General features: G+C 64.6%; 17 protein-coding genes. 10 read left to right on the plus strand and 7 right to left on the minus strand.

The genetic code is table 11. The features are described from left to right. Positions 1 to 129: 129 nt before the first annotated feature. A complete protein-coding gene (locus tag NG898_RS21155; protein ID WP_252694276.1) occupies positions 130 to 1824 on the plus strand; it encodes an ArnT family glycosyltransferase in 1695 nt (564 codons plus the stop codon). Positions 1825 to 1912: 88 nt separating this feature from the next. Here the strand turns inward: NG898_RS21155 and NG898_RS21160 are convergent, their stop codons facing one another. From NG898_RS21160 to NG898_RS21170, 3 genes are all read right to left on the minus strand, one after another. Further along, positions 1913 to 2353, minus strand: coding sequence for a putative hemolysin (locus NG898_RS21160; protein ID WP_252694277.1), 441 nt, complete (start codon positions 2351 to 2353; stop codon positions 1913 to 1915). Positions 2354 to 2472: 119 nt separating this feature from the next. Beyond that, on the minus strand, positions 2473 to 3759 hold the full coding sequence (locus tag NG898_RS21165) for an ATP-binding protein (RefSeq protein ID WP_252694278.1): 1287 nt from the start codon (positions 3757 to 3759) through the stop codon (positions 2473 to 2475). Further along, the gene (locus NG898_RS21170) at positions 3743 to 4474 is read right to left on the minus strand and encodes a response regulator (protein WP_252694279.1); all 732 of its coding nucleotides are present in this window, start codon (positions 4472 to 4474) and stop codon (positions 3743 to 3745) included. Before NG898_RS21170 ends, NG898_RS21165 begins: the two co-directional genes overlap by 17 nt. 253 nt (positions 4475 to 4727) lie before the next feature. On the opposite strand from NG898_RS21170, the gene NG898_RS21175 reads away from it, so the two are divergent. From NG898_RS21175 to NG898_RS21195, 5 genes are all read left to right on the plus strand, one after another. Further along, positions 4728 to 6116, plus strand: coding sequence for an MdtA/MuxA family multidrug efflux RND transporter periplasmic adaptor subunit (locus NG898_RS21175; protein WP_252694280.1), 1389 nt, complete (start codon positions 4728 to 4730; stop codon positions 6114 to 6116). A 57-nt stretch (positions 6117 to 6173) separates the two neighbouring features. After that, complete coding sequence (locus NG898_RS21180; protein WP_252694281.1) at positions 6174 to 9308, plus strand: MdtB/MuxB family multidrug efflux RND transporter permease subunit; 3135 nt, start codon at positions 6174 to 6176, stop codon at positions 9306 to 9308. Further along, positions 9305 to 12406: a multidrug efflux RND transporter permease subunit gene (locus NG898_RS21185; RefSeq protein WP_252694282.1), complete on the plus strand. Its 3102-nt coding sequence runs from the start codon at positions 9305 to 9307 to the stop codon at positions 12404 to 12406. The genes NG898_RS21180 and NG898_RS21185 overlap by 4 nt, the downstream gene beginning before the upstream one ends. Positions 12407 to 12408: 2 nt before the next feature. Continuing rightward, the gene (locus tag NG898_RS21190) at positions 12409 to 13914 is read left to right on the plus strand and encodes an efflux transporter outer membrane subunit (protein WP_252694283.1); all 1506 of its coding nucleotides are present in this window, start codon (positions 12409 to 12411) and stop codon (positions 13912 to 13914) included. Between the two features lie 300 nt (positions 13915 to 14214). Further along, positions 14215 to 14778: an acyloxyacyl hydrolase gene (locus NG898_RS21195; RefSeq protein WP_252694284.1), complete on the plus strand. Its 564-nt coding sequence runs from the start codon at positions 14215 to 14217 to the stop codon at positions 14776 to 14778. A gap of 78 nt (positions 14779 to 14856) precedes the next feature. Here the strand turns inward: NG898_RS21195 and NG898_RS21200 are convergent, their stop codons facing one another. Next, entirely contained in the window at positions 14857 to 16197 is a 1341-nt protein-coding gene (locus tag NG898_RS21200; protein ID WP_315862505.1) for a diguanylate cyclase domain-containing protein, read from the minus strand. Between the two features lie 652 nt (positions 16198 to 16849). Here NG898_RS21200 and NG898_RS21205 point away from each other — a divergent pair. Continuing rightward, a complete protein-coding gene (locus NG898_RS21205; RefSeq protein ID WP_252694286.1) occupies positions 16850 to 17329 on the plus strand; it encodes a hypothetical protein in 480 nt (159 codons plus the stop codon). Positions 17330 to 17343: 14 nt separating this feature from the next. Here the strand turns inward: NG898_RS21205 and NG898_RS21210 are convergent, their stop codons facing one another. Beyond that, positions 17344 to 17856: a GtrA family protein gene (locus tag NG898_RS21210; RefSeq protein WP_252694287.1), complete on the minus strand. Its 513-nt coding sequence runs from the start codon at positions 17854 to 17856 to the stop codon at positions 17344 to 17346. Positions 17857 to 17974: 118 nt separating this feature from the next. Between NG898_RS21210 and NG898_RS21215 the strand changes: the two genes are divergently transcribed. Both NG898_RS21215 and NG898_RS21220 read left to right on the plus strand, forming a co-directional pair. Then, complete coding sequence (locus tag NG898_RS21215; protein WP_252694288.1) at positions 17975 to 18880, plus strand: flagellar brake protein; 906 nt, start codon at positions 17975 to 17977, stop codon at positions 18878 to 18880. 224 nt (positions 18881 to 19104) lie between these two features. Further along, entirely contained in the window at positions 19105 to 20520 is a 1416-nt protein-coding gene (locus NG898_RS21220) for a bifunctional diguanylate cyclase/phosphodiesterase (protein ID WP_252694289.1), read from the plus strand. 58 nt (positions 20521 to 20578) lie between these two features. On the opposite strand, the gene NG898_RS21225 is transcribed toward NG898_RS21220, so the two are convergent. Next, the gene (locus tag NG898_RS21225) at positions 20579 to 22147 is read right to left on the minus strand and encodes a methyl-accepting chemotaxis protein (protein ID WP_252694290.1); all 1569 of its coding nucleotides are present in this window, start codon (positions 22145 to 22147) and stop codon (positions 20579 to 20581) included. A gap of 291 nt (positions 22148 to 22438) precedes the next feature. Here NG898_RS21225 and NG898_RS21230 point away from each other — a divergent pair, with 291 nt between their 5' ends. Further along, positions 22439 to 22579: an entericidin A/B family lipoprotein gene (locus tag NG898_RS21230; RefSeq protein ID WP_009240575.1), complete on the plus strand. Its 141-nt coding sequence runs from the start codon at positions 22439 to 22441 to the stop codon at positions 22577 to 22579. Positions 22580 to 22654: 75 nt separating this feature from the next. Here the strand turns inward: NG898_RS21230 and NG898_RS21235 are convergent, their stop codons facing one another. Continuing rightward, a complete protein-coding gene (locus NG898_RS21235; protein ID WP_252694291.1) occupies positions 22655 to 24382 on the minus strand; it encodes a phospholipase D family protein in 1728 nt (575 codons plus the stop codon).

Below are 24382 nucleotides of genomic sequence, written 5' to 3' on the forward strand. Positions count from 1 at the left end.
GGGTCGGGCAAAGCGCTATCTAGGCTTCGTGATGGCTGCGGTCGCTAATACACGGCGTGAAGATCAACGCTGATCCCGCATCGACTAGAATCCACCCTTTCCGACCGTGCCCGCGAAGTTCACCCCTGCATGGAATCCCGCCTTGTTTCCTCCCGCCGCTCGCCATGGATGGCGTTGCTTGTCATCGCGCTCATCGCTGTGTTCCTCGCGCTGTGGACGGATGACCTGTTCCAGCGCTCTACCCTGTTCCGGCCAGATGAAGGCCGCTATGCGGAGATCCCGCGCGAGATGGTGGTCTCGGGCGACTGGGTAACGCCGCGCCTGAACGACCTCAAGTATTTCGAGAAGCCGCCCCTGCAGTATTGGACGACGGCGGCCACGTTCCAGGCGTTCGGCGTCAATGCCTGGGGTGCGCGCCTGTGGCCAGTGCTGTTCGGTCTGGGCGGCATCCTGATGACGGCCTGGACGCTGGCGGTCTATCGCGGCGGGCGGGCCGCGGCAACCGGCGCGGCAATTCTCGCCTCGTCGCTGCTGTATCTGCTGTTCGGGCAGGTCATCACGCTCGACATGGGCGTGGGCTTCTTCCTGACCGTTGGTGCGTGCGGCTTCGCGCTGGCGCAGCGGCCCGGCGCATCGCGTGGCGGGCGGCTCGCATGGATGCTGGTGGTCTGGCTGGCGCTGGCCGGCGCGACGCTCACCAAGGGGTTGATCGGGCTGGTCGTCCCGGGCTTGATCGGCGTGGCCTATCTGCTGATGACGCGCGACTGGGCACTGATCCGCCGCATGCACTGGCTACCGGGCCTTGCGCTGTACCTGATCGCCACGGTGCCGTGGTTCGTGATCGTGCAGCAACGCAACCCGGAGTTCTTCAACTTTTTCTTTATCCACGAGCATTTCCAGCGCTTCCTGACCAATGAGCACCATCGCAGCGGCAAGTGGTGGTACTTCATCGCGGTGGGCGCGGCGGGGCTGCTGCCGTGGACGCCGCTGCTGTTTGCGGCCATCGGCCGGCGCATGGGTCGCGTGGCCGATCTCTTCGTAGGCACGCGACAGTTTGATTTGATGCGCTGGTCGATTGCGTGGGCGGGGATGATTTTCCTGTTCTTCTCGGCGTCCAGCTCGAAGCTGCCGGGCTACATCGTGCCGGCCTTTCCTGCACTGGCGATTGTGCTGGCTCTGGCGCTGGAGAAGATGCCCACGCGCGCCGTCGCATGGTCGCTGGGCGTCAATCTGCTGATCGCCATCGGCCTGTGGTTTGCGGTGCCGATGATCGGCGCCAAGGCCGGCGCGAAGATGCCGGCCGAACAGGTTGCGGTAGCCATGCCTGCGTTGCGTGAAGTCATGGCCATGCTGGCCGTCGGTACGCTGGCTGCACTCGTGGCGCTGCGCTGGCAGAAGCGCACCGTGGCCGTCATCGTGCTGTCGATCTCCGCCTTGTTCTGCTGGGATCGCGTGCTCAACGCCAGCGAGATCTTCCGCGACGCGCTGTCTGCCCGTGACGTCATCGAAAAAACGCTGAACGCAACGGGCCCGATTCCCGCGGAGACGCCGTTCTATTCGGTCGAGTGGCTGGACCAGACCGCCATCTACTACCTCGGTCGCCCGATGACGCTAGTGTCGGGTTTTGACGAACTGGAAATGGGCGCCGGCCTGGAGCCGAGCAAGGTGGTCGCCACCACTGACGAATGGGTCAAGCGTTGGACCGACGGCCCCCCCGCTTACGCATTCATGCGCCGCACCACGTGGCAGAAGCTCCAAGACGCCGGTGTGCCGATGCGCCTGGTGGCCGAATCTGCCGACAAGGTGGTGGTGGCGCGGCGGTAAGTGCCTCTCCAAACCCGTCGCGTCTTCCAAACAAAAAGGGCCGCAACATCTGCGGCCCTTTTTCATTGCCTGCGGCAACTGCCGGCGGTTACCACGTACAACTGCCGCGCAGGAACGCCCATTCCTCGCACTCATCGCCGCCGGGACTGACGCACGTTCCTACGTCAGCGCCGTTGGCACGCGTGGAAAACTCAAGTTGACCGCCGCGCTGCAGGCAATACGTGGATGCCGGGTTCGCCATGCCTGGCGTTGCGCGCGGGGGTTCGGTGTCTGCGGCAGGCGGTGGCGCGTAAGCCGGCGGCTGGGACGGCACCGGCTGCATGGCCGGTGACGGCGGCAGCGTGGTCACCGGCGCGGGTGCCGGTGCGGGTGCCGGCGGAGGTGCGGGCTCGATGGTCATGCGCGGCGGCTGCCACGGAGGCATCGGCGACGAGCAGGCCGCCAAGCCCATCGCCAGCACACAAGCGGCAACGGCGGCGACCATGCGGGCCTGGCCAGCATCCTTGACGAGACAGACAGCGCGATCCATGCGTTTTCCTCCCGGAGTTCTGGTGAGCGCACGCAACAAGCGTGCTTGCGCCGCCTAGGATAGCTTACGCAATCGCTTGCTCATATGTCAGTCGGGCGAACAGTCGAGCGCTCCGGCGATCAAGCCGCCGCAGTTGAGACTGGAAACCGCATCGTGACGCGAAAACCCGGTGATGGCGCGTCCGCAGCCGCCGGTCCGACTGCGAGATCGCCGCCCAGGTGGCGCACCAGCCGATCGACGATCGCCAGGCCGAGCCCGCAGTGCGCATTGCCGCCGCGGGCCGGGTCCAGGCGCACAAAAGGCCGCATGACGCGGTCAAAGTCAGCCACGGGGATACCCGCGCCGTGGTCTTCCACCGTCAGCGTATAGCCGGTTTCGTCCACTGCGGTGCGCACGTTGACAGGCTCGGCGCCATACGCGAATGCGTTGTCGAGCAGGTTGACGACGATGCGCTCCAGATGCGTCGGCTTGAGGCGAAAGCGGTCTCCCGCATGCAGATCGAGCGCGACATGCTTACCCTGCTCGGCAAACGGCTGCACCAGGCTGCGCAGATGGCGGTCGACCGACACCTCGCGCGCCTCGCTGTCGCCGCTTTGCGCATAGGCGAGAAACTGCTCGACGATGGCCGACATGGACTCGACATCGCGTTCGATACCGGCGCCGGCTTTTTGGTCAGCCAGCATTTCGGCACGCAGGCGCAGGCGTGACAGCGGCGTCTTCAGGTCGTGCGCAATGCCGGCCAGCATGGTGTTGCGCTCTTCGTCGGCGGCCGACAGGTCAGCAGCCATATGGTTGAACTGGTCGGTCAACTGGCGGAGTTCGTACGGGCCACGCTCCTTGAGCGGGGCCACATAGCGGCGCCGGGCCAACGCCCCGGCAGCATCGGCCAGCTCGCGCACGGGGCGTTGAATCTGCCACGCCGCAAACAGCGAGAACGCAATAGCAATCGCCAGTACCACCATCACGCCCGGCACCACGGCCGAGATGGTGGGCGGCGCATGCACCCAGACCAGCGGCATGGCGATCCACTTGTTGCGCTGCGGAAAGCGCACGAACACGCGCGGCGTGGGGCCGGGTTCCAGCCGCAATTGCGTATCGGATGGCAAACGACGCGCGAGCTGTCGCACCAGTTCGGCAGACTTGTCCGATGCGGATGACGAATCCCCCGCGGGCGGCTCAGCGGTTTCGGTCACGAGGTCGGGCAGTTTGACCTTCAGATGGCCGTCCATCGCTGCCTGGAAGGCCTGCAATTGGAATGCCATCTGATCGACCGAAGCCTGGAATTGCCGCTCGCGCCGCTCCGCGCGCAGCACGCCCAGCCATGAGAAGTGGCTCAGCACGAGCACCACCACGATCAGCACCGCCAGCCGGCCGAACAGCGTGTCGAATCTAGCCTTGAACTTCATTGACCTCTTCCCGCTCATCCGGCACGAAGGTGTAGCCGCGGCCACGCACGGTCTGGATGTACCGCGGGCGCTGCGCGTCTTCTTCCAGCACGCGGCGCAGGCGCCAGATCTGCACGTCGATGCCCCGGTCGGACACACCGCTGCCCGGCCCGTACATGAGCTCGACGATGTGCTCGCGCGTGAGCACCTGCATCGCATGCCCGATCAGCAGCTTGAGCAGCGCGAATTCGGTATCGCTGATGGACAGTGCGGTATCGCCACGAAACAGCGTGCGCATGCGGAAGTTGAGCTTGAACGGGCCGAAACTGAAGCTGTCGCGGTCTTCCGGAGCCGATGCCGGCACGGCCAGGCGCCGGCGCAGCACCGCGTTGATACGGGCGAGCAACTCGCGCGGCGAGAACGGCTTGCCGAGATAGTCGTCTGCGCCGATTTCCAGGCCGATGATTCGGTCGATCTCGTCGCTGCGGGCCGTGAGCAGGATGACGGGCACGTCGTCGTTGCGGGCGCGCAGATCACGCAGGGCGGACAGGCCATCCACCTTGGGCATCATCAGGTCGAGCACGACGAGTGCCGGACGCTCGCGTTCGAGCCGGGCGCCCAGCCCATCACCGTCGTGCAGCACGGAAACGGCAAAGCCCTGCTGGGTCAGGTATTCGCGCAGAAGGTCGCGCAGGTCGACGTCGTCATCGACGACCAGGATCTTGGTGCCGCTCATCTGTCTGGTGGAGTCTCTGGTATGCGCAGGAAGGTGTGCTCATGATAGCGATTGTGGGCACCACGAATTGCGTGCACTTTCACCATATTGTTTCGCCCGGTAACACCGCGATGGGTTTGTAATCCGCCGTAATAGAAGCCGCTGCGCGACTAATTCTGCGCAAAGGCGTTGCCTTTAAGCTGCGGTCTGACTGGCACGGGCGCCAGCTATCATGTGCGCTCGTCCCCATATTGCTAAGAACAGGAACGCCAACATGTCCGATCCCAAGGACCAGAAGCCCGGCCAGTTTGACGACGCCGGCCGCCGTACGCACGACGGGCAAGAGACGCCCAACGAGGTGTCTCCAACGCTGTTGCCGCCCCCGCGCGAGGGTGGCAAGCGCCGCCGCTGGGGCATCTGGGTGGTGATCATTATCCTGGTGCTGATCGGCTATGCGGTCTATCACGCGAAGTACCGCAACACGGGCGGCCAGGGCGGGCGTGGTGGTCCGGGTGGGCGCGGGGCAGCCATGGCGGGCAAGCCGATGCCGGTGATGGTCGGCACGGCCGTCAAAGGCGACATCAACGTGGTGCTGTCGGCGCTGGGCAATGTCACCCCGGTCAACAACGTGACGGTCAAGACGCGTGTGGACGGCCAGCTCGTGCGGCTGGCGTTTACAGAGGGGCAGACCGTCAAGGCCGGCGACCTGCTGGCCGAGGTCGACCCGCGCACCTATCAGGCACAACTTGCCCAGGCGGAAGGTCAGCTTGCGCGCGATCAGGCGCTGCTGCAAAACGCAAAGCTCGATCTGCAGCGCTATCAGACGCTGCTCTCGCAGGATTCGATCTCCAAGCAGCAGGTGGATACGCAAGCCGCGTTGGTGCGCCAGTACGACGGCACGGTCAAGCTGGACCAGGGCAACGTCGACAACGCCCGCGTGCAGCTTTCCTATACGCGCATCACTGCGCCGGTGTCGGGCCGGGTTGGCCTGCGCCAGGTCGATCCGGGCAACATCGTGCACGCCTCGGACACCAACGGCATCGTGGTCATCACGCAGATCGACCCGATCACCGTTATCTATTCGATTCCCGAAGACAGCCTGCCCAAGGTCATGCCGCGCCTGCAGTCCGGCGACAAGCTGCCGGTGGAAGCGTGGGACCGCGGCCAGACCACGCAGCTCGCGCGCGGCGTGCTCATGACCGTGGACAACACCATCGACAACACCACCGGCACGGTCAAGCTGCGTGCGCAGTTCCCGAACCAGAACGCCATGCTGTTCCCGAACCAGTTCGTGAACGTGCGCATGCGTGTGGATACGCTACGCGACGCGGTAATCGTGCCGAGCGCAGCCATCCAGCGCGGCACGCAGGGCACCTTCGTCTACGTGATCGGCGAAGACAACAAGGTGGCGCTGCGCGTGGTCAAGCTGGGCGTGACCGAAGGTGAGCGCGTGTCGGTGGCGCAAGGCCTGCAGCCTGGCGAACGCGTGGTGATCGACGGCGCAGACAAGCTGCGCGACGGCTCGCCGGTGGAGGTGATCCAGCCGGGCGCCGCCGCTGCAAGCGCACCCGCGGCCGGCCAGGCCCATCAGGGCGGGCGTCATCGCCGTGGCCAGGGTGGCGCTTCGGCACCCGCCGCGAGTGCCCCGGCTGCCAAGCCGTAAGCCCTGAGTCGTGCATTGCGTGCACTCGCCTGACGAAGTCTTCTGTTCCGAGCTGGCATGAATCCCTCCCGAATCTTCATCCTCCGGCCCGTGGCGACCACGCTGTTGATGGTCGCCATCCTGCTCTCGGGCCTGGTGGCGTACCGGATGCTGCCGCTCTCTGCGCTGCCCGAGGTCGACTACCCGACCATCCAGGTCACGACGCTGTACCCGGGTGCCAGCCCCGACGTGATGACATCGTCCATCACCGCGCCGCTGGAGCGGCAGTTTGGGCAGATGCCGGGCCTGAAGCAGATGACGTCGTCCAGCTCGGGCGGCGCGTCGGTCATCACGCTGCAGTTTGACCTGTCGCTTTCGCTCGACATTGCGGAGCAGGAGGTACAGGCGGCCATCAACGCGGCCGGCAACCTGCTGCCGAACGACCTGCCGATGCCACCGATCTACAGCAAGGTGAACCCGGCCGACGCGCCGATCCTCACGCTGGCGATCACCTCCAACACGATGCCGTTGCCCAAGCTGGAAGACCTGGTCGACACGCGCATCGCGCAAAAGCTGTCGCAGTTGCCGGGCATTGGCCTGGTCAGCATCAGCGGCGGGCAGCGGCCGGCCGTCCGCATCCAGGCGAACACGTCGGCGCTGGCGGCGCTCGGGCTGTCGATTGATGACATCCGCACCGCCATCGGCACCGCCAACGTGAACGGCGCCAAGGGCAGCTTCGACGGCCCGATGCGCGCCTCCACCATCGACGCCAACGATCAGCTCAAGTCGGCCGCCGAGTACGGCAAGATGATCGTCGCCTACAAAAACGGCGCGCCCATCCGGCTGACCGACGTGGCGCAGATCGTTGACGGCGCCGAAAACAGCAAGCTGGCCGCGTGGTCCAACACCACCCCCGCGATCATCCTGAACGTACAGCGCCAGCCGGGCGCCAACGTGATCGAGGTGGTGAATCGCGCCAAGGCGTTGTTGCCGCAACTCAAGGACACGCTGCCCGGCAACGTTGAGGTGTCGCTGCTGACCGACCGCACCACCACGATTCGCGCCTCGGTCTCGGATGTGCAGTTCGAACTGATGCTTGCCGTGGCGCTGGTCGTGATGGTGATCTTCCTGTTCCTGCGCAACGTGCCGGCCACGGTCATTCCGGCGGTGGCGGTGCCACTGTCGCTGGTGGGTACGTTCGGCGTCATGTACCTGGCGGGTTTTTCGATCAACAACCTCACGCTGATGGCGCTCACGATTGCCACCGGCTTCGTGGTCGACGATGCCATCGTCATGATCGAAAACATCGCCCGCTACATCGAAGAGGGCGACCCGCCAATGGAGGCCGCACTCAAGGGCTCCAAACAGATCGGTTTCACCATCATCTCGCTCACCTTCTCGCTCATCGCCGTGCTGATTCCGCTGCTGTTCATGGGCGACGTGGTTGGGCGGCTGTTCCGCGAGTTTGCCATCACGCTTGCAGTGTCGATCCTGATCTCGGCCGTGGTGTCGCTCACGCTCACGCCGATGATGTGCGCACGCTTGCTCAAGCACATTCCCGAAGCCGAGCAGTCGCGCTTCTATCACGCTGCGGGCGCGTTCTTCGACAACGTCATCGCGCGGTACGGCCGCATGCTGCAATGGGTGCTTGATCGGCAGAAGACCACGCTGCTGGTGGCCATCGGCACGCTGGTCCTGACGGCCCTGCTCTATGTGGTGGTGCCCAAGGGTTTCTTCCCGGTGCAGGACACCGGCGTGATCCAGGGCATTTCGGATGCGTCTCAGTCCATTTCGTTCTCGGCCATGGCCGAGCGGCAGCAGAAGCTGGCCGAGGTGGTGCTCAAAGACCCCGCGGTCGAGAGCCTGTCGTCATTCATCGGCGTGGATGGGGTGAACACGACGCTCAACAGCGGCCGCATGCTGATCAACCTCAAGCCGAAGGATAAACGCGACGCCGACGCCACCGAGATCATTCAGCGCCTGCAACCCGAATTGGCCAAGGTGGCGGGTATCTCGCTGTACATGCAGCCGGTGCAGGACCTGACGATCGAAGACCGTGTCAGCCGCACGCAGTACCAGTTCACCGTGGAAGATCCGGACCCGAACAACCTTTCGAAGTGGGTGCCGAAACTCGTTGAACGCCTGCAGCAGACCAACGAACTGCGCGACGTGGCGAGTGACCTGCAGGACAACGGCTTGCGCGCCTACGTACAGGTCGACCGCGACAAGGCGGCGGTGTACGGCATCACGATGGCGGCGGTGGACAGCGTGCTGTACAGCGCCTACGGCCAGCGCCTGGTTTCGACCATCTTCACGCAATCGAACCAATACCGCGTGGTGCTCGAAACGGACCCAAAGATGCAGCTTGGGCCGCAGTCGCTATACGACCTGCACGTGGCATCGAGCAGTGGCCAACAGATTCCGTTGGGCGCGTTTGCCACGGTGGTGGAACAACCGGGCTCGCTGGTGGTGAACCACCAGGGGCAATTCCCGGCGGCCACCATTTCGTTCAACCTGGCGCCACGTGCCTCGCTGGGCGCAGCGGTCGACACGATCAACGCCGTCGAACAGGAAATCGGCTTGCCAGCCAGCATGCAGACCAGTTTCCAGGGCGCGGCGCTGGCGTTCCGTGCGTCGCTGTCGAATCAGTTGTGGCTGATCCTGGCGGCTGTCATCACGATGTACATCGTCCTGGGCGTGTTGTACGAAAGCACGATCCACCCGGTGACGATCCTGTCGACACTGCCGTCGGCCGGCGTAGGTGCCCTGCTGTCGCTGCTGGTGTCGGGCAAGGACATGGGCATCATCGCCATCATCGGGATCATCCTGCTGATCGGTATCGTCAAGAAGAACGCGATCATGATGATCGACTTCGCGCTGGAGGCCGAGCGCGAGCAAGGCATGGCCCCGCGCGATGCCATCTACCAGGCGTGTCTGCTGCGCTTCCGCCCGATTCTGATGACGACGATGGCCGCCCTGCTGGGTGCCCTGCCGCTGATGCTGGGCACCGGCGTGGGCTCCGAGCTGCGTCAGCCCCTGGGGATCACGATGGTGGGCGGCCTGCTGGTCAGCCAGGTGCTGACGCTGTTCACCACGCCGGTCATCTATCTGGCCTTCGACAACCTTGGCGAACGCCTGCGTGACTGGCGCGCCCGCCGTGCTGCCCGACGCCACGGCGCCGCAGGCACCAACCAGTCTGGCGGACCGCGATGAATCTGTCCGCCACCTTCATCGCCCGGCCGGTTGCCACGGCGCTGCTGACCATCGGCGTGGCGTTGGCCGGTATCGCGGCGTTCCGCTTGCTGCCGGTATCGCCGCTGCCGCAGGTGGACTTTCCGACCATCTCGGTCAACGCGTCGCTGCCGGGCGCCAGCCCCGAAACCATGGCGGCCACCGTGGCAACTCCTCTGGAGCGATCTCTCGGCCGCATCGCCGGCATTACCGAGATGACGTCTTCCAGCTCGCTCGGTTCGTCACGGATCACGCTGCAGTTTGATCTGTCGCGCGATATCGATGGCGCTGCCCGCGACGTGCAGGCCGCCATCAATGCTTCGCGCAGCCTGCTGCCTTCGGGCTTGCCGAGCAACCCGACGTATCGGAAGGTCAATCCGGCCGATGCGCCAATCATGATCGTGGGGCTGACGTCCGACACCAAGTCGCGCGGCGAGCTGTACGACGCGGCCTCGACCATCCTCGCGCAGAAGCTGTCGCAAGTGAACGGCGTCGGCCAAGTCACCATCGGCGGTGCGTCGCTGCCGGCGGTGCGGGTGGAGCTGAACCCGATGGCTCTGAACAAGTACGGCATCTCGATGGAGACCGTGCGCACCGTCATCGCCAGCACCAACGCGAACAAGCCCAAGGGCATGATGGAATCCGGCGAGCGCGTCTGGACCATCTACGCCAACGACCAGGCCAAGAAGGCTGTCGAATACCAGTCGCTCATCATCGCGTGGCGCAACGGCTCTCCAGTGCGCCTGGCCGACGTGGCGGACGTCACTGACAGCGTGCAGGACCTCCGCAACTACGGCTCGGCCAACGGCAAGCCATCGGTGCTGCTGATCATCAGCCGCCAACCGGGCGCCAACATCATCGACACGGTCGACCGCATCAACGACATCCTGCCGTACCTGCGCAACACCATTCCCGCGCAGATCAATCTCGATGTGATGATGGACCGCACCCCCACCATCCGCGCTTCGCTCAGGGATGTGGAACGCACGCTGGTGCTGTCGATCGCGCTGGTGATCATGGTGGTGTTCCTGTTCCTGCGCAACGTGCGGGCAACGCTCATTCCCAGCGTGGCGGTGCCGGTCTCGCTCATCGGCACATTCGGGGTGATGTACCTGTGCGGCTACAGCCTCGACAACCTATCTCTGATGGCATTGACCGTGGCGACAGGCTTTGTCGTGGACGACGCCATCGTCGTGCTGGAAAACGTCTCGCGCCACATCGAGAACGGCATGCGACCCATGCAGGCGGCGCTCAAGGGCGCGCGCGAGGTCGGTTTCACCGTGGTGTCGATGAGTTTCTCGCTGATTGCCGTGTTCATCCCGCTGCTGATGATGGGCGGTATCGTCGGCCGGCTGTTCCGTGAGTTTGCGGTGACGCTGTCGGTGGCCATCCTGGTGTCGCTGGTGGTATCGCTCACGACTACGCCGATGATGTGCGCACGCTTGCTCAAGCCCGCCGCCGAGGAAGAACACGGCTGGTTCCACCGCAAGACTGAAGGCTTTTTCACCTTACTGCTCGACATCTATCGCAGCTCGCTGGCGTGGGCGCTGCGGCACAGCTGGCTCACGCTGCTGATCCTGTTGGCAACGATCTGCCTGAACGTCTATCTGTACATCATCGTGCCCAAGGGATTCTTCCCGCAGCAGGACACAGGCCGGGTGATCGGCAACATTCAGGCAGACCAGGCCATCTCGTTCCAGGCCATGCGCACGAAGGTGACCGATTTCATCCACATCATCCAGCAAGACCCTGCGGTTGAAAACGTCGTCGGCTTCACGGGAGGCAGCCAGCGTAACAGCGGCTTCATGTTCATCCAGCTCAAGCCATTGGCCGACCGAAAACTCTCTGCCGATCAGGTGATCAATCGCCTGCGGGGCAAGCTGGCGCGCGAGCCAGGTGCGAGCCTGTTCCTGCAATCGGTACAGGATATCCGCGTGGGGGGCCGGGCGAGCAACGCGCAGTACCAATACACGTTGCAGGCCGATGACCTGAATGAGCTGCGCGCGTGGGACCCGAAGATCAAGCAGGCCCTCACGCAGGTGAAATCGCTGACCGACGTGAACACCGATACGCAGGACAAGGGCTTGCAGACCTCCCTCGTCATCGACCGCGATAAAGCGAAATCGCTCGGCATCAATCCGAGCGATGTCGACAACGCGCTGAACAACGCGTTCGGACAGCGCCAGGTCTCGACCATCTACAACCCGCTCAACCAGTACCGCGTGGTGATGGAAGCCGCGCCGCAGTACTGGCAGAACCCCGACGGCCTGCGGGACATTTACCTCATCACCTCGGCGGGTGCGCAGGTGCCGCTGTCGACCTTCTCGCACTACGAGCCGGCCAACACGGCGCTGGCGGTCAACCATCAGGGGCAGTTCGCGGCGAGCACGATCTCGTTCAACCTGGCCCCGGGAGCATCGCTGTCAGGGGCCACGCAGGACATCCAGGACGCGATGAACCGCATCGGCGTGCCGTCCTCCGTACACGGCAGTTTCCAGGGCACCGCCAAGGCGTTCCAGGATTCGCTCTCCAGCCAGCCGGTGCTGATCCTGTTTGCGCTCATCACCATCTACATCGTGCTGGGGGTGCTGTACGAGAGCTACGTGCACCCCATCACGATTCTGTCGACACTGCCCTCGGCCGGTGTCGGGGCGCTGCTGGCGCTGATCATCACCGACACGGATTTCTCGATCATCGCGCTGATCGGCGTGATTCTGCTCATCGGCATCGTCAAGAAGAACGCGATCATGATGATCGACTTCGCGCTCGAGGCTGAGCGCAGCCAGGGCATGAGCCCCGCTGACGCGATCTTCCACGCCTGCGTGCTGCGCTTCCGGCCGATCTTGATGACGACGATGGCCGCGCTGCTGGGCGCCCTGCCCCTGGCGCTCGGCCATGGCGACGGCGCGGAGCTGCGCACGCCGCTGGGCATCTCCATCGTTGGCGGGCTGCTGGTCAGCCAGATCCTCACGCTCTACACCACGCCGGTGGTCTACCTGGCGCTCGACCGGCTGCGCCTGCGTCGCGCCGGCCGCAGCAAAGACGCACCGCTGCCCGCATTGGATTCGCAAGGAAGCTGAACATGACAAGAGGCACTCAAGCCCTTCGTACCTCGTTGCTCGCGCTGGCCGCGTGCGCGCTCGTCTCGGCCTGCGCGGTCGGCCCCGATTACAAGCGTCCCGACGCTGAAGTGCCGCAGCAATACAAGGAAGCCGGCGACTGGAAAGTCGCCGACCCCAGCGACGCCATTGCCCGCGGCAAGTGGTGGGAGATCTTCAACGACCCGCAACTGAACACGCTCGAAGAACAGGTGGCCGCGGCCAACCAGAACATCCTGGTGGCCGAGGCGCAGTACCGCCAGGCCCAGGCGCTGGTGCAATCGGCCCAGGCTTCGTTCTTCCCGACGCTGGGCGCCAGTGCGTCAGCCACGCGCAGCCGTTCCGTGCGCACCTCGGTCAACCCGGACGGCAGCCTGTCGACCGGTAACCCGAGCCTGCTGAATTCGCAAAACCTGTCGCTCAACGCCAGTTGGGAACTGGACCTGTGGGGCCGCATCCGCCGATCGGTGGAGTCGAACAAGGCCAGCGCGCAAGCCAGTGCCGGTGATTTGTCGTCCGCTTTGCTGTCCGCGCAGGCAACGCTTGCGCAGAACTATTTTCAATTGCGTGTCACGGATACCCAAAAGGCTGTCTTGCAACGCACGGTTGCAGACTACGAGCGCTTCCTGAAGCTCACGCAAAACCAGTACGCCGTTGGCGTGGCGCAGCGTTCGGATGTGCTGACTGCGCAGACGCAGCTCAAGCAGTCGCAGGCGCTGCTGCTGGATACTGAAGTCACGCGCGCGCAGCTTGAGCACGCCATTGCGGTGTTGATCGGCAAACCGCCGGCGGAGTTCTCGCTGGCCCCGGCCACCGCTGCCAGCGTGGCCGACTTACCGGCTCTGCCTGCCGTTCCGCTGGAAGTGCCATCGGCCGTGCTGGAGCGCCGCCCCGACATTGCCGCCGCCGAGCGCCGCATGGCCGCTGCCAACGCGCAGATCGGCGTGGCCAAGGCTGCGTACTTCCCCACGCTCACGCTGGGCGCATCGGCCGGTTTGGCGGCCAACACGCTGACGCGCCTGGCAACGCTGCCGAGCCGCGTCTGGTCGATCGGCCCGACATTGGCCGCCACGCTGTTCGATGGCGGCGCGCGCGCGGCCGCCGTCGACAAGGCCGGCGCTGCTTACGACGCGTCGGTCGCAACATACCGCCAGACGGTGCTGGGCGCGTTCCAGGATGTCGAAGACAACCTCGCCGCGCTTCGCTGGCAGACGCAGGAATTTGGCGTGCAGGCCGATGCCGTCAAGGCCGCGCAGGAAGCCGCGCAACTCAATCTGAACCGCTATCGCGCCGGCACGGTGAGCTTTCTGGAAGTCATCACCGCACAAGCCACGGCCTACAGTGCCGAGCGCACGCTGCTGACGCTGCAGGGCAAGCAGTATTCGGCAGCGGTGCTGCTGGTCAAGGCGCTGGGCGGCGGGTGGCACGGCGAAGTGCCGGTGGTCGGCAAAGCGGCGCTGCAACCGGCGTCCGCACCGGCCGCGCAATAACCCTTCTCTTGTTGCCGGTGGCCGACAACGTTTCGCCACCGGCAATGTCCCCTTGTGCGTAAGCCCGCACGCAGTCGGATAGTTCCCCCTATAATCGACGGAATTTATTTCAGACCGCCCCGACCATCCGGGCCGGCTGATGCAGCATCGGGCGCGCAAATTGCGTCGCCCGGTGCCTTGCAAGCCCGCCCGGTGCCGTCCAGACCGTCTGTTTGCCAGCCACCATGTCCGCCGCGCGCGTGGTTGCCGACGCAGTTGCCCCGATTCACGCGCGCCGCCCAACTGATTCTGCTCCCTCTGATGATCCGATCCGCGCTTCCCCGTTCTGCCAAGCTGCTGGCCACCGCCCTGGGCGCCGCCACGCTGTTCGCCGCTCTGCCTGCCCAGGCCGATCCGTCCGTGCGCGTCATCTACGGCAAGGACAACCGCCACGGCATCGAGAAATATGGGGTCGATCTGGATTTCGATTCGGGCTTCCACTGGGGCAACCCGGAAGGCTGGTTCGTGAACCTGGATTGGGAAGTGGCGCTGGGCCAATGGCGCTCGACCAAGGGCACCAACCGCCAGAACCTGACCGAATTCGGCGTGACGCCGCTGTTCCGCATTGAAAAGCGCGGCGGCTCGTGGGTGCCGTTCATTGAAGCTGGCGTTGGCCCGCGTCTGCTCTCGCACACCCGCACGTCGGATGAGCACAACTTCAGCACGGCCTTCCAGTTCTCCGACATGATCGGCGTGGGCGTGGCCTTTGGCAGCAAGCAGCAATTCCAGATGGGCTATCGCTTCGAACACCTGTCGAACGCGTCGATCAAGCGCCCGAACCCGGGCACGGACCTGAATGAGCTGTACCTGCGCTACACGTTCTAAGACTTGAGCGTTTGCGACGCTTGAAGAAAAACGGCCTGCCTTTCGGCGGGCCGTTTTGTTTGGGTGCGCGGTAGCGGATCAGCGTGCGCCGGCTTCGCCATCGAGATCACGATCGCGCGATCGCATGCCCATCAGCCGCTCGTAGTTGAGCGAGGCATGGAAACCCAGGCCGTTGCCGCCGGCACGCTTGACCTCATACATCGCAGCGTCGGCATTGCGAATGAGCGTCTGCGCGTCACGCCCGTCGGGTGGATACAGCGCCACGCCGGCGCTCACGCCCATCGACAGCACGTGGCCTTCCACGCGGAATGGCGCCTGCAATTGCTCGATCAGGCGTTCCACGGTTTGCGTCACATCGTCGCGCGTGGCGCAGTGCGTGAGGACCGCGACAAATTCATCGCCACCCAGGCGCGCTACCGTGTCCGAAGCGCGCAGACCGCTGCGCAAGCGCATGGCCGTGGCCTTCAGGACGAGATCTCCCACGGCGTGGCCATACTCATCGTTGACCGGCTTGAAGCGATCGAGATCAATGAACACGACGGCGACCTGGCCGCGCGCGCGACGTGCCGCCTGAATGGCTACGAACAGGCGATCACGAAGCAAACGCGCGTTGGGCAAGTCCGTGAGCGGATCATGCAGCGCGAGGTGGTGCGCCTGATCCAGCGCCGCGCGCCGCTGCGTCACGTCGAGCAGCGTTCCGCTTACACGCGTGGCCACGCCGCGGGCATCGCGTTCGGTCACGCGCCCGCGCGCAGCCACCCAGATCCATTGGCCATGGCGCGCGCGCATGCGCTGCTCGATCTCAAAGCTGTCGGCATCGCCCCGCATATGGCGATAGATGCGTCGCGCGCTCAATGCGGCGTCTTGCGGGTGCACCATGGCGTACCACGCATCCGGATCGTTGGACAGATCCGCCGCCTCGTAGCCGAGCATGTCGGCCGTCCGCCGGTTGAACGACACATGCCGTGTACGGGTAGACCAGTCGAACGTACCCAGCCCCGCGCCATCGAGCACATAGGCCAACCGTTGCTCCGACGCGCGCAGCGATTCCAGCGCCAGCCGGCGCGCGGTCACGTCCTGCATCTGCACGACGAGGTGCTCGTTGCCTTCGTCGCGCGCCACCGCCACGTCGGTCTGCACCCACACGGTGCTGCCGTCCTGACGGACCAGGCGCGTTTCCATCGACAGCGCATCGCGCTGACCGGCGAGCAGCGACTCCACACCATGTCGTGCGCGTTCAGTGTGATCGGGGTGGCAAAGGTCGAACAGATCGCGCGAACGCAGGGCCTGTGCTTCGTGACCAGTCAGCGCGCACAGCGCACGGTTCACGTCGAGGAAGCGACCCTCCGGCGCGCACAGGCCGATTCCTATCGGCGAATGTTCGATCGCAGCCTTGTACAAGTGGTGGTCCTCAAGCATGGCGATGCTGTTTCGCGAATGCGGCAGTCCCGGGGGCGTGGCTGATGTGATGGCCATCGCGCCTCCGGTGCCCTTTGACGCAATGGTTGCGTCAGGCGCGCGGTGGCGGTTGGCGTGATCCCCGTAACCGGTCTCGTGGTCTGCGTGGCCCAGTTGGCGGCCGGTAATGGCAAACCTTGGTGCGTTACAAGCGCACGAATCGAGGCGGACTATAGAAGCCGCGAGTTAACGGGGCAATCCCTTCCCGCGAGGGGACATGGACCACGTGCCCGCTTTGGGTCCCCTCGTGCGCGAAATGACGCGAAGGAAACGCGCCCCGCGTCATTCCCGTCTGCGTTTGTCGACCTTGATTGTCGACAGCTGCCCGGCGTCGCCGGACACCCGAGCACTCTACACCGGGCCCCGCTGCGAAGCAGCTAGCCGTTTGGCTAGGTCGCGCAGGCGCTGCCGACAAGCAACCGTTTGCTACGTAGGTTGTCCACGATCTCCACATTGTGAATGTCTTAAGGTGAAGACAAGGCCCCTCAATCTCATCCGGAAGGACGAAACGCGCAAACGGGCGGCTCCGTTACTATTCTTCAATATCGCTTCGGGGGGCGAATTCAAACACGGCGAAGCCGCGGCACCAGCGCACGCGGCTGTGGGAGGTCGTATGGAATTGAGTTTTGTCGCCCCCGGCACGCAGACGCATCGGTATGCGCTCAAGCTCGCGGGCCTGCCCGAAGGCGCCGAACCGGGTACGCCAGTCGATCCGGCTTGGGTGGACGATGCCCTGACTGCTGCTGTGCGCGTATTCGATGCGCACCGCGTGCACTTTGCCGACGCGTACTTCGCCTATCGCGCCCGGGAGACCGCGCAGCACCCCACCCGCGCTGCCCACCAAAGCTCGCCCGCACGCGTGGCAGGCGATCTCCATGACGACACGCCGCTGCTGGCGGATACGTTTGCGATTGCGCAGCTGGCCGCACTTGTTTCGCTAGAGGCAGCCGGCGTGGCCGATGTGATCGATGTGCGCTTGGTGGTGGAGCGCTTGCGCGACGATGCCCCCACCCCGCCCGCCGACGGCATCGGTGAAGTGACACTCGTCACGGAAACCGCGACCGGCCTGCAAGGCGTAGCCAGCCGGCATTAACGCGGCGGGACCGCTCAACGCCCGTGGTGCGTGGGCCGCTCCGGCACGATGGTCGGCTGCGGCTCAGTAGGCGCGCCGACTGCGTCGGCGTCACGAAACGTCCAGTACCGGTGCACCACGAAGTTGAAGATTGCCGTGATGGCCGAGGCGAACATCTGCGCGATCAGGTAATACAGGCCAATTCCCAGGCCGATGGCCATGATGGTCGCGTTGCACCCCAGCGCGAGAAAGGCCACCAGGCCGAACCGCACCATCGCGCCCACGTGCCCCCGCGTGCTGTTGAAGACGGCCTGCCGGCTGATGAAGTAATTGAGCGTCGCACCGATCACGCTGCCCGCCACGGACGCGCGCCAAGGCGAGACGCCGACTTGCACCAGTCCGAACAGCACGACATAGTGCGCCAGCGTTGCGCCGCCACCGATGACCACATAGCGCGCAAATTGCTCAACCGCCGCCCAGAAATGCTGCCGAGACGCCATACGCGCGCTCACCCCGTCCACTTTGGAACCGACATTGTGCTCGATCATGGCTGCGAGGCTGCAACTCGCGTGCCACGGTCCCTGCACAATAAGTGCGCTTAAAGTTGTGCAACATTTGGCCGTATAGAAACGTGGGGCCCTGCGCGGCTGTTGGCTCCCCATTGCCATGCTCGAACTTCAACCTCTCGACATTCCGCTTGCGATCCCCCTTCCGTGGCCGATGCTTGACGCCGACGGGCAGTTGCTCATCCCGAAGGGCGACGTCATCCACTCCCCGGAGGAGATCGACCTGCTGTGCACGCTGCACCGCCCGCATCGGCTGGCGGACGGCACGCCCGCGCCTGCGCCCGTGTTTGCAAATACGCAGTTCCCGAACACGATGTTCCCCGACATGGGCGACGACCCTGAGGGCGAGCGCACGATCGCCATGGAGCTGCTGGGCCTGCGCCCCGGCGGCATGCTGACCGTGCGCCTGACTGCGGGCGCCGGCCAGACCAAGGGCGCCGCGCGCGTGATGGGCTACAGCCCGCAGCGCCATCTGCTCATCACCATGCCCACCGAAAGCGGCCGTACGGTCATGCCGGTCAAGGACGAACTGGTGGAAGTGCACGCCTTCTCGGGCGAGGGCATTGCCAGCTTCGAATGCACGGTGATGGCGGTGTGCCGCATCCCGTTCGAATACGTCGTGTTGTCACCGCCGCGGCGGATCAAGAACCGCACGTTGCGCAAATCGCTGCGCGTGCGCGCCAACGTGGTCGGCAAGATGCTGGTGAGCGGCGACCCGCCGCGCATGATCCATATCTCCGACATCAGCACGACGGGCGCGTCGTTCCGCTCCGCGCATCGGCTGGAAGTGAGCGGTGCACCGGCGCGTCTGCGCTTCCGGGTGAAAACGCGCGACTACCACTCCGAACTGGTGGCTGCAGCCCTCGTGCGCAGTGAAAAGCCGGCCGACCTGCCCAACGTCTACCAATACGGCGTGGAATTCGTCGAATTGGTCGCGGCCCAGAAAATGCTGCTGCAATGCTTTATCTATGAACAGTTGCTGTGGGGCGGCCAGCGCATGGTGTAACGTGCCGACCGACCTGATATTCGTAGCTCTTTGATCAGAATTAATTGCTGTTAAACGTTAAAAAGGCCCGCCGGACTCACGCGAAAACATGCCGGCAATCGGCCACTGTGGCCGATTTTCGGCTTATGATGCCGCAGGCTTGCTTGTGACAAAGCTATACAATTGACAACGTATCAAGTGCACGTATATCCGTTTTAAAGGCATTTGCAGGACGATCCCCATTTATGAGCCGCGCAAGGTCTGCCGCGCCATCGAGTCTGGATCCGATCTCCGGATTGCCGGGCCGCGAACGATTCGTCCAACTGCTGGCTGCCATGCCGCAACCCGCACGCCAGGACGCGATCGGCGCCCTCCTGCTGATCAGCTTCGACCATTTTGCCGAGGCGACCAACACGCTCGGGCCGCTCGCCGCGCGCGAGGTCATCGTCGAATGTGCATCGCGGCTTGAAGCGCTGAGCGTGCCGCCCGCGGATGGCATCGCACCCATCGTCGGGCGCGTCGGCCATGAGACCTTTGCCGTTGCCTGCGCAGATTTCGTCTCGGCACAGGATGTGCACGATCTCGCGCGGCGGATTTCTGCTGCGCTCACGCGGCCTTACATCACGCATGGTTATGAGCTGGTCTGCTCGTGCAGCATCGGCATGACGCTTTTCGAGGGCATGCCCTCGGATGCAGCGCGGTTGATCGAACAGGCCGACCGGGCACTTTACGGTGTTCAGCACGGTGCCGAACGAAGCCCGGCGCTATACGCCCCGGCGGCCATGCCTCCACGCAGTGGCGTTCACGTCGCCGAGGACGGTGGATACGACCCCGTCACCGAGCATCCGCGCCTGGCCGCCCAACTACGCCACGCGCTGGCCCGCCGCCAGTTCAGCCTGAACCTGCAGCCGCAACTGAGCCTGACCGACGGGCGGATCGTCGGCTACGAATTCTTGCTGCGCTGGATTTCACCCGAACTGGGGGGCGTGGCACCGGCCGATTTTCTGCCGATCCTGGAGCAGACCGGCGACATCCGGGAGGTGGGCCACTGGGTGCTCGACAACGCCGCCCAGATGCTGGCCGGGCTGCTGCGCGAAGAATCCCAGCGCGCAGGACGCAACAGCCGGCATCAGCCAGGCGTGCATGCAGCCGTCAACTTGTCGGTTGCGCAGTTGCTCGATCCGCAGTTGAGCGACGTCGTGTGCGACATTGCCGCGCGCCATGCAGTGCCCACCACGCGCCTCGTTTTCGAGATCTCAGAACACACGCTGCAGCGTGCCAACGGCTCGGCGCAGAAAGCCGTGGAAGCCCTGCACGCCTGTGGCGCACGCGTGGCGGTGGAAGACTTTGGCGCCACTGCGCACAGCCTCGATTGCCTGGCAACGTTCCGCCCCGATCAAGTCAAGCTCGATCAGGCCGTGGTCAACGCAGTGACCAACGCAAGCGATCACGCGGTGCTGCAACGCCTGGTGACTGCGGCGCATGGTGCGGGCGTGCCCGTCACCGCCACGCGCGTGGAAACCGCCGCGCAGCTCCATGCATTGCGTGCCTGCCGGTGCGACGTGATCCAGGGCTACCTGCTCTCGCAACCCTTCCCTGCCCGCTGGATCGACGACACGCAAGACGTGATTGCCGAGCGCGCACGCAATCTGATGCCGTAAAAGAAAATGCCCTCCAGCCTGCAAGGCGGAAGGGCATTGGTGCTTGCGCTCGTGCTGCTTATGCGTGCTCGACGCGGAAGACCGACACCGCGCTGCGTAGCGCCTCGGCCTGTTCTTCCAGCGATTCCGCCGCAGCCGCAGCCTGTTCGACCAGCGCTGCATTCTGCTGCGTCACCTGATCCATCTGCGTAACGGCTTGATTGACCTGTTCGATGCCGCTGCTTTGCTCTTCCGACGCAGCGCTGATCTCGCCCATGATGTCGGTCACGCGGCGCACTGCTACCACCACCTCGTCGATCACCGTGCCGGCTTCAGCCACCAGCGTCGAACCGTTCTGCACGCGGCCCACCGAATCGCCGATCAGCTCCTTGATCTCCTTGGCCGCCGTGGCGCTGCGCTGCGCAAGGCTGCGAACCTCTCCGGCAACGACGGCAAAGCCGCGGCCCTGCTCGCCGGCGCGTGCGGCTTCCACCGCAGCGTTCAACGCCAGGATGTTGGTCTGGAACGCGATGCCTTCGATCACGCCGATGATGTCGGCAATCTTTCGGCTGCTTTCATTGATGCCGGCCATCGTGTCCACCACGCGGCCCACGACTTCCCCACCCTTGACCGCGATATCCGACGCATTGACGGCCAGCGTGCTCGCTTGACGCGCGTTATCGGCATTCTGCTTCACGATGCTGGTCAGCTCTTCCATGCTCGACGCGGTTTCTTCCAGCGACGATGCCTGCTGCTCCGTGCGCTGCGAGAGGTCGGCATTGCCGGCAGCAATCTGCTTGGTAGCGCTGGCGATCGAATCCGAGCCCGTGCGCACCTGCCCGATGATCTGCTGCAGGCTCGTCTGCATGGACGACACCGCATGCATCAGGCGTGCGGTTTCATCGCGGCGGCCCGCGGCGGTCTGGCCTTCCATACGCGTGGCAAGGTCGCCCGATGCCATGCGCTCGAACACCTGAATGGCGCGCTCCAGCGGACGCACCACCGTACGGCCGAGCACGCCGCGCGCTACCACCGACAGCACCAGCGCGGCGGCCAGCAAGCCACCCGAGATCCAGATGCTCATCGCGTAACGCGACTGGGAATGGTCAAAGCGTTGCTGGCCGTACTTGAAACGCGCCCCGACCAGGGGCCCGAGCGCCGAGTCGTAATCCACAAACAGCTTGGGCACCAGGTTCGTGTTCAGTTCGCGATACGTGGTGAGGTCACTGCGTTCCAGTGCGGCAATGGCCGGCTCCAGCGCCGTTTTGACGAACTTGGTGCGTGCCGCGTCGGCTGCTTGCAACTGGGCGCGGTCGGCTTCCGGAATCGGCAGCTTCATGAACTGGGCCCAGGCATCGTTGGCCGAGTTGACCATGCCATGCGCATCGGACAGCAGCTTCTTCAGTTCTTCAGGCGACGAAACCGAATCGAAATTGGTCAGGTGAATGCGCGCCCACAGCAGGTTGATGGTGTCTTTGGCCAGCAGATCCAGGCCCTTGGCATCTTCCAGATACACCGCACGCAAATCGTCATTGGTCGCCCGCCCGGTGGTGATATCCGCGAAGCCCACCACGGCAATCATCACCGCAAATACCGCGACCAGGAACGTCAGCCGCGTGCGAATGCTCGTATCCATCCACTTCCACATGTGTTTTTCCCCTGCATGGTTGAGCCGTGTGGCGCCGAGATCCTCTTCCCGCACCCCTCTTCAGGCACCCTGTTCACTCCCAAAGGTGCTAACGGCAGGGCACGGCGGAAATAGAGGGCGTGACCGCGAATGTCCGGGATACGCCGCAAGTGATATGCAAGAAGGTAAAAAAGATGCGGCTGACGCACCCCACGTGCGCGGGGTCGCACTAAAATGCGGGTTGCGCCACCGCTCGGGTGGCAATCACGCGAACATCGTGCGGGATACCGCACGGCTCACAAGGGGATCGAGATGAAGAAACTGATCGCACTGCTGGCCCTGGGCTGCGCCGTCCTGGCGGGCTGCAACACGATGGCAGGCATGGGCAAGGACATCCAGACGGGTGGCCAGAAGCTGGAAAACGCTGCTGACAATACCAAGCAGAAGATGTAATGAAGCGACGGCCGGGCGAGCGCCTGGCCTGAGTCAAGAAACGCCGCAATTCGCGGCGTTTTTCTTTTGGAACCGCTACAGCAGTTCTTCCGGGGTAAACGGCGCCAGCATCTGAATCCACGTCCGGCGGCCCAGGCCCACTTCCGGTTCATGATCGACAACGACCTCCTTGCCGTTCTCATGCGTGGTCCAGCGCAGGTGGCCATCTTCCTTGGTCACCCGGTAGGCGCTGTCGCGCACCGAGTCGTCAAACAGCTTGGCCACCGCCTCTGAAAGCACCGGGCTGCGGATGATCAACCCTGTTTCCGTATTCAACCCGATGGAACGCGGGTCGATGTTCATTGAGCCGACAAACAGCGTGCTGCGGTCCACCACGATCGATTTCACATGCAGGCTTGCCTGTGACGAACGGAACGTCCCGATCACCTTGGGGCGATCCCCCAGCGTCGGACGCAGTTCGTACAGTTCAACGCCGTCATCGATCAACTGGCTCCGATATCTGGCATAGCCCACATGCACGATGGGTGCGTCGGTCGCTGCCAGCGAGTTGGTCAGCACCCGCAGGCGCACGCCACGATCCTGCATGCGCTTGGCCACCTCGATACCGCGCTTGCCCGGCACGAAGTACGGCGAGATCAGCACGACCTCCCGCTTGGCCTCGTCAATCAGACGCAGAAGCGTCTGGGCGAGGCGCTCGCCGCCGGGTTCCACCTCATCGCCCGACACCTTGGCTGGACGATCGACGATCACCTGCGCGGGCGCCCATTCCAGGCGCAGACGGCCCCGGGCAATCTGGTCAGCCAGGAACCAGTCGCCCGGTGCGGGCTTGAGCGGCAAGGGCTGCTCCGGCGCCGGGCTGGCGAGATCGGTCTGGTTGCGGCGCTGCTCGAGCTGCGAGATGGTCTTATCGGATGCCGGCTTGGCGGAACCGGAGCCCATGTTGATCGGCCGGGTTGGCACATCGATATGCTGCGGCGGCCCTGCCGGCCGATCCGGCATCGTCACCGGCGGCGGGTAGCTGCCCTCCTTCGGCTCGGGCGGATGTGCCGTGCTCGGCTCGGGCGCCAGCGCCTGCACCGGATAGGCAAATTCGCTATTCCAGTACGCGTCGAACGCCGACGACAGCTGACGCACCGCCGGCCCCGCGGCCAGCACGTCCAGATCGACGAAGTTGGTGGTCTGGTTCTGCGTGAAATACGCGGCGCCCAAGTTGCGCCCGCCCGTCACGGCCAATGCGTTGTCGGCAATGAAGGCCTTGTTGTGCATGCGCCGATTGACGCGGCGGAACTCAGCCGCGCCGCTCAGGTACCGTGTGACGTTCGACATCCGCCCGCCCGGAAACGGGTTGAACAGCCGCACGTCGATGTTCTTGTGCGACGAAAACTTCAGAAATGCCAGATCGCGCCCATCGCTGTGCAGATCGTCCACCAGCATGCGCACGCGCACCCCGCGATCCGCGGCGGCCCGCACATGGCGCATCAGTTCGCGCACGCTGTTGTCGCTCGCAATGATGAAGTACTGCAAGTCGAGCGTGCGCTCGGCCCGGTCAGCCAGCGTAAGCAACGTGGCGTAGGCTTCTTCGCCCGACGGGATCAGCCGAAAGCCGGACACATCGGGCGACGGCGCATTCGTCTGCACCAGGCGCCCCAGCGAGGTGGCCGATTCGGCATTGGGCAGCGCTGTCGTCACAGGCCGATCGACGTGCTCGGGCAGGCTTGCGCAGCCCGTCAGCAGCGAGAAGGCCAGCCAGGCAAACCAGGCGCGCAAATACGCGGTCGGGAAGTTCCTCGGGTGCCCTTGCAT

The organism is Ralstonia mojiangensis, from assembly GCF_023955645.1.
GTDB classification, from domain to species: Bacteria; Pseudomonadota; Gammaproteobacteria; order Burkholderiales; family Burkholderiaceae; genus Ralstonia; species Ralstonia mojiangensis.

Bases quoted from the DNA above. Each gene is read 5' to 3' on its own strand.
- NG898_RS21205 (WP_252694286.1), top strand. From the start codon at position 16,850: ATGGAATTGAGTTTTGTCGCCCCCGGCACGCAGACGCATCGGTATGCG.
- NG898_RS21165 (WP_252694278.1), bottom strand. From the start codon at position 3,759: ATGAAGTTCAAGGCTAGATTCGACACGCTGTTCGGCCGGCTGGCGGTG.
- NG898_RS21170 (WP_252694279.1), bottom strand. From the start codon at position 4,474: ATGAGCGGCACCAAGATCCTGGTCGTCGATGACGACGTCGACCTGCGC.
- NG898_RS21175 (WP_252694280.1), top strand. From the start codon at position 4,728: ATGTCCGATCCCAAGGACCAGAAGCCCGGCCAGTTTGACGACGCCGGC.
- NG898_RS21195 (WP_252694284.1), top strand. From the start codon at position 14,215: ATGATCCGATCCGCGCTTCCCCGTTCTGCCAAGCTGCTGGCCACCGCC.
- NG898_RS21210 (WP_252694287.1), bottom strand. From the start codon at position 17,856: ATGATCGAGCACAATGTCGGTTCCAAAGTGGACGGGGTGAGCGCGCGT.
- NG898_RS21230 (WP_009240575.1), top strand. From the start codon at position 22,439: ATGAAGAAACTGATCGCACTGCTGGCCCTGGGCTGCGCCGTCCTGGCG.
- NG898_RS21190 (WP_252694283.1), top strand. From the start codon at position 12,409: ATGACAAGAGGCACTCAAGCCCTTCGTACCTCGTTGCTCGCGCTGGCC.
- NG898_RS21160 (WP_252694277.1), bottom strand. From the start codon at position 2,353: ATGGATCGCGCTGTCTGTCTCGTCAAGGATGCTGGCCAGGCCCGCATG.
- NG898_RS21235 (WP_252694291.1), bottom strand. From the start codon at position 24,382: ATGCAAGGGCACCCGAGGAACTTCCCGACCGCGTATTTGCGCGCCTGG.
- NG898_RS21220 (WP_252694289.1), top strand. From the start codon at position 19,105: ATGAGCCGCGCAAGGTCTGCCGCGCCATCGAGTCTGGATCCGATCTCC.
- NG898_RS21215 (WP_252694288.1), top strand. From the start codon at position 17,975: ATGCTCGAACTTCAACCTCTCGACATTCCGCTTGCGATCCCCCTTCCG.
- NG898_RS21200 (WP_315862505.1), bottom strand. From the start codon at position 16,197: ATGCTTGAGGACCACCACTTGTACAAGGCTGCGATCGAACATTCGCCG.
- NG898_RS21185 (WP_252694282.1), top strand. From the start codon at position 9,305: ATGAATCTGTCCGCCACCTTCATCGCCCGGCCGGTTGCCACGGCGCTG.
- NG898_RS21155 (WP_252694276.1), top strand. From the start codon at position 130: ATGGAATCCCGCCTTGTTTCCTCCCGCCGCTCGCCATGGATGGCGTTG.
- NG898_RS21180 (WP_252694281.1), top strand. From the start codon at position 6,174: ATGAATCCCTCCCGAATCTTCATCCTCCGGCCCGTGGCGACCACGCTG.
- NG898_RS21225 (WP_252694290.1), bottom strand. From the start codon at position 22,147: ATGTGGAAGTGGATGGATACGAGCATTCGCACGCGGCTGACGTTCCTG.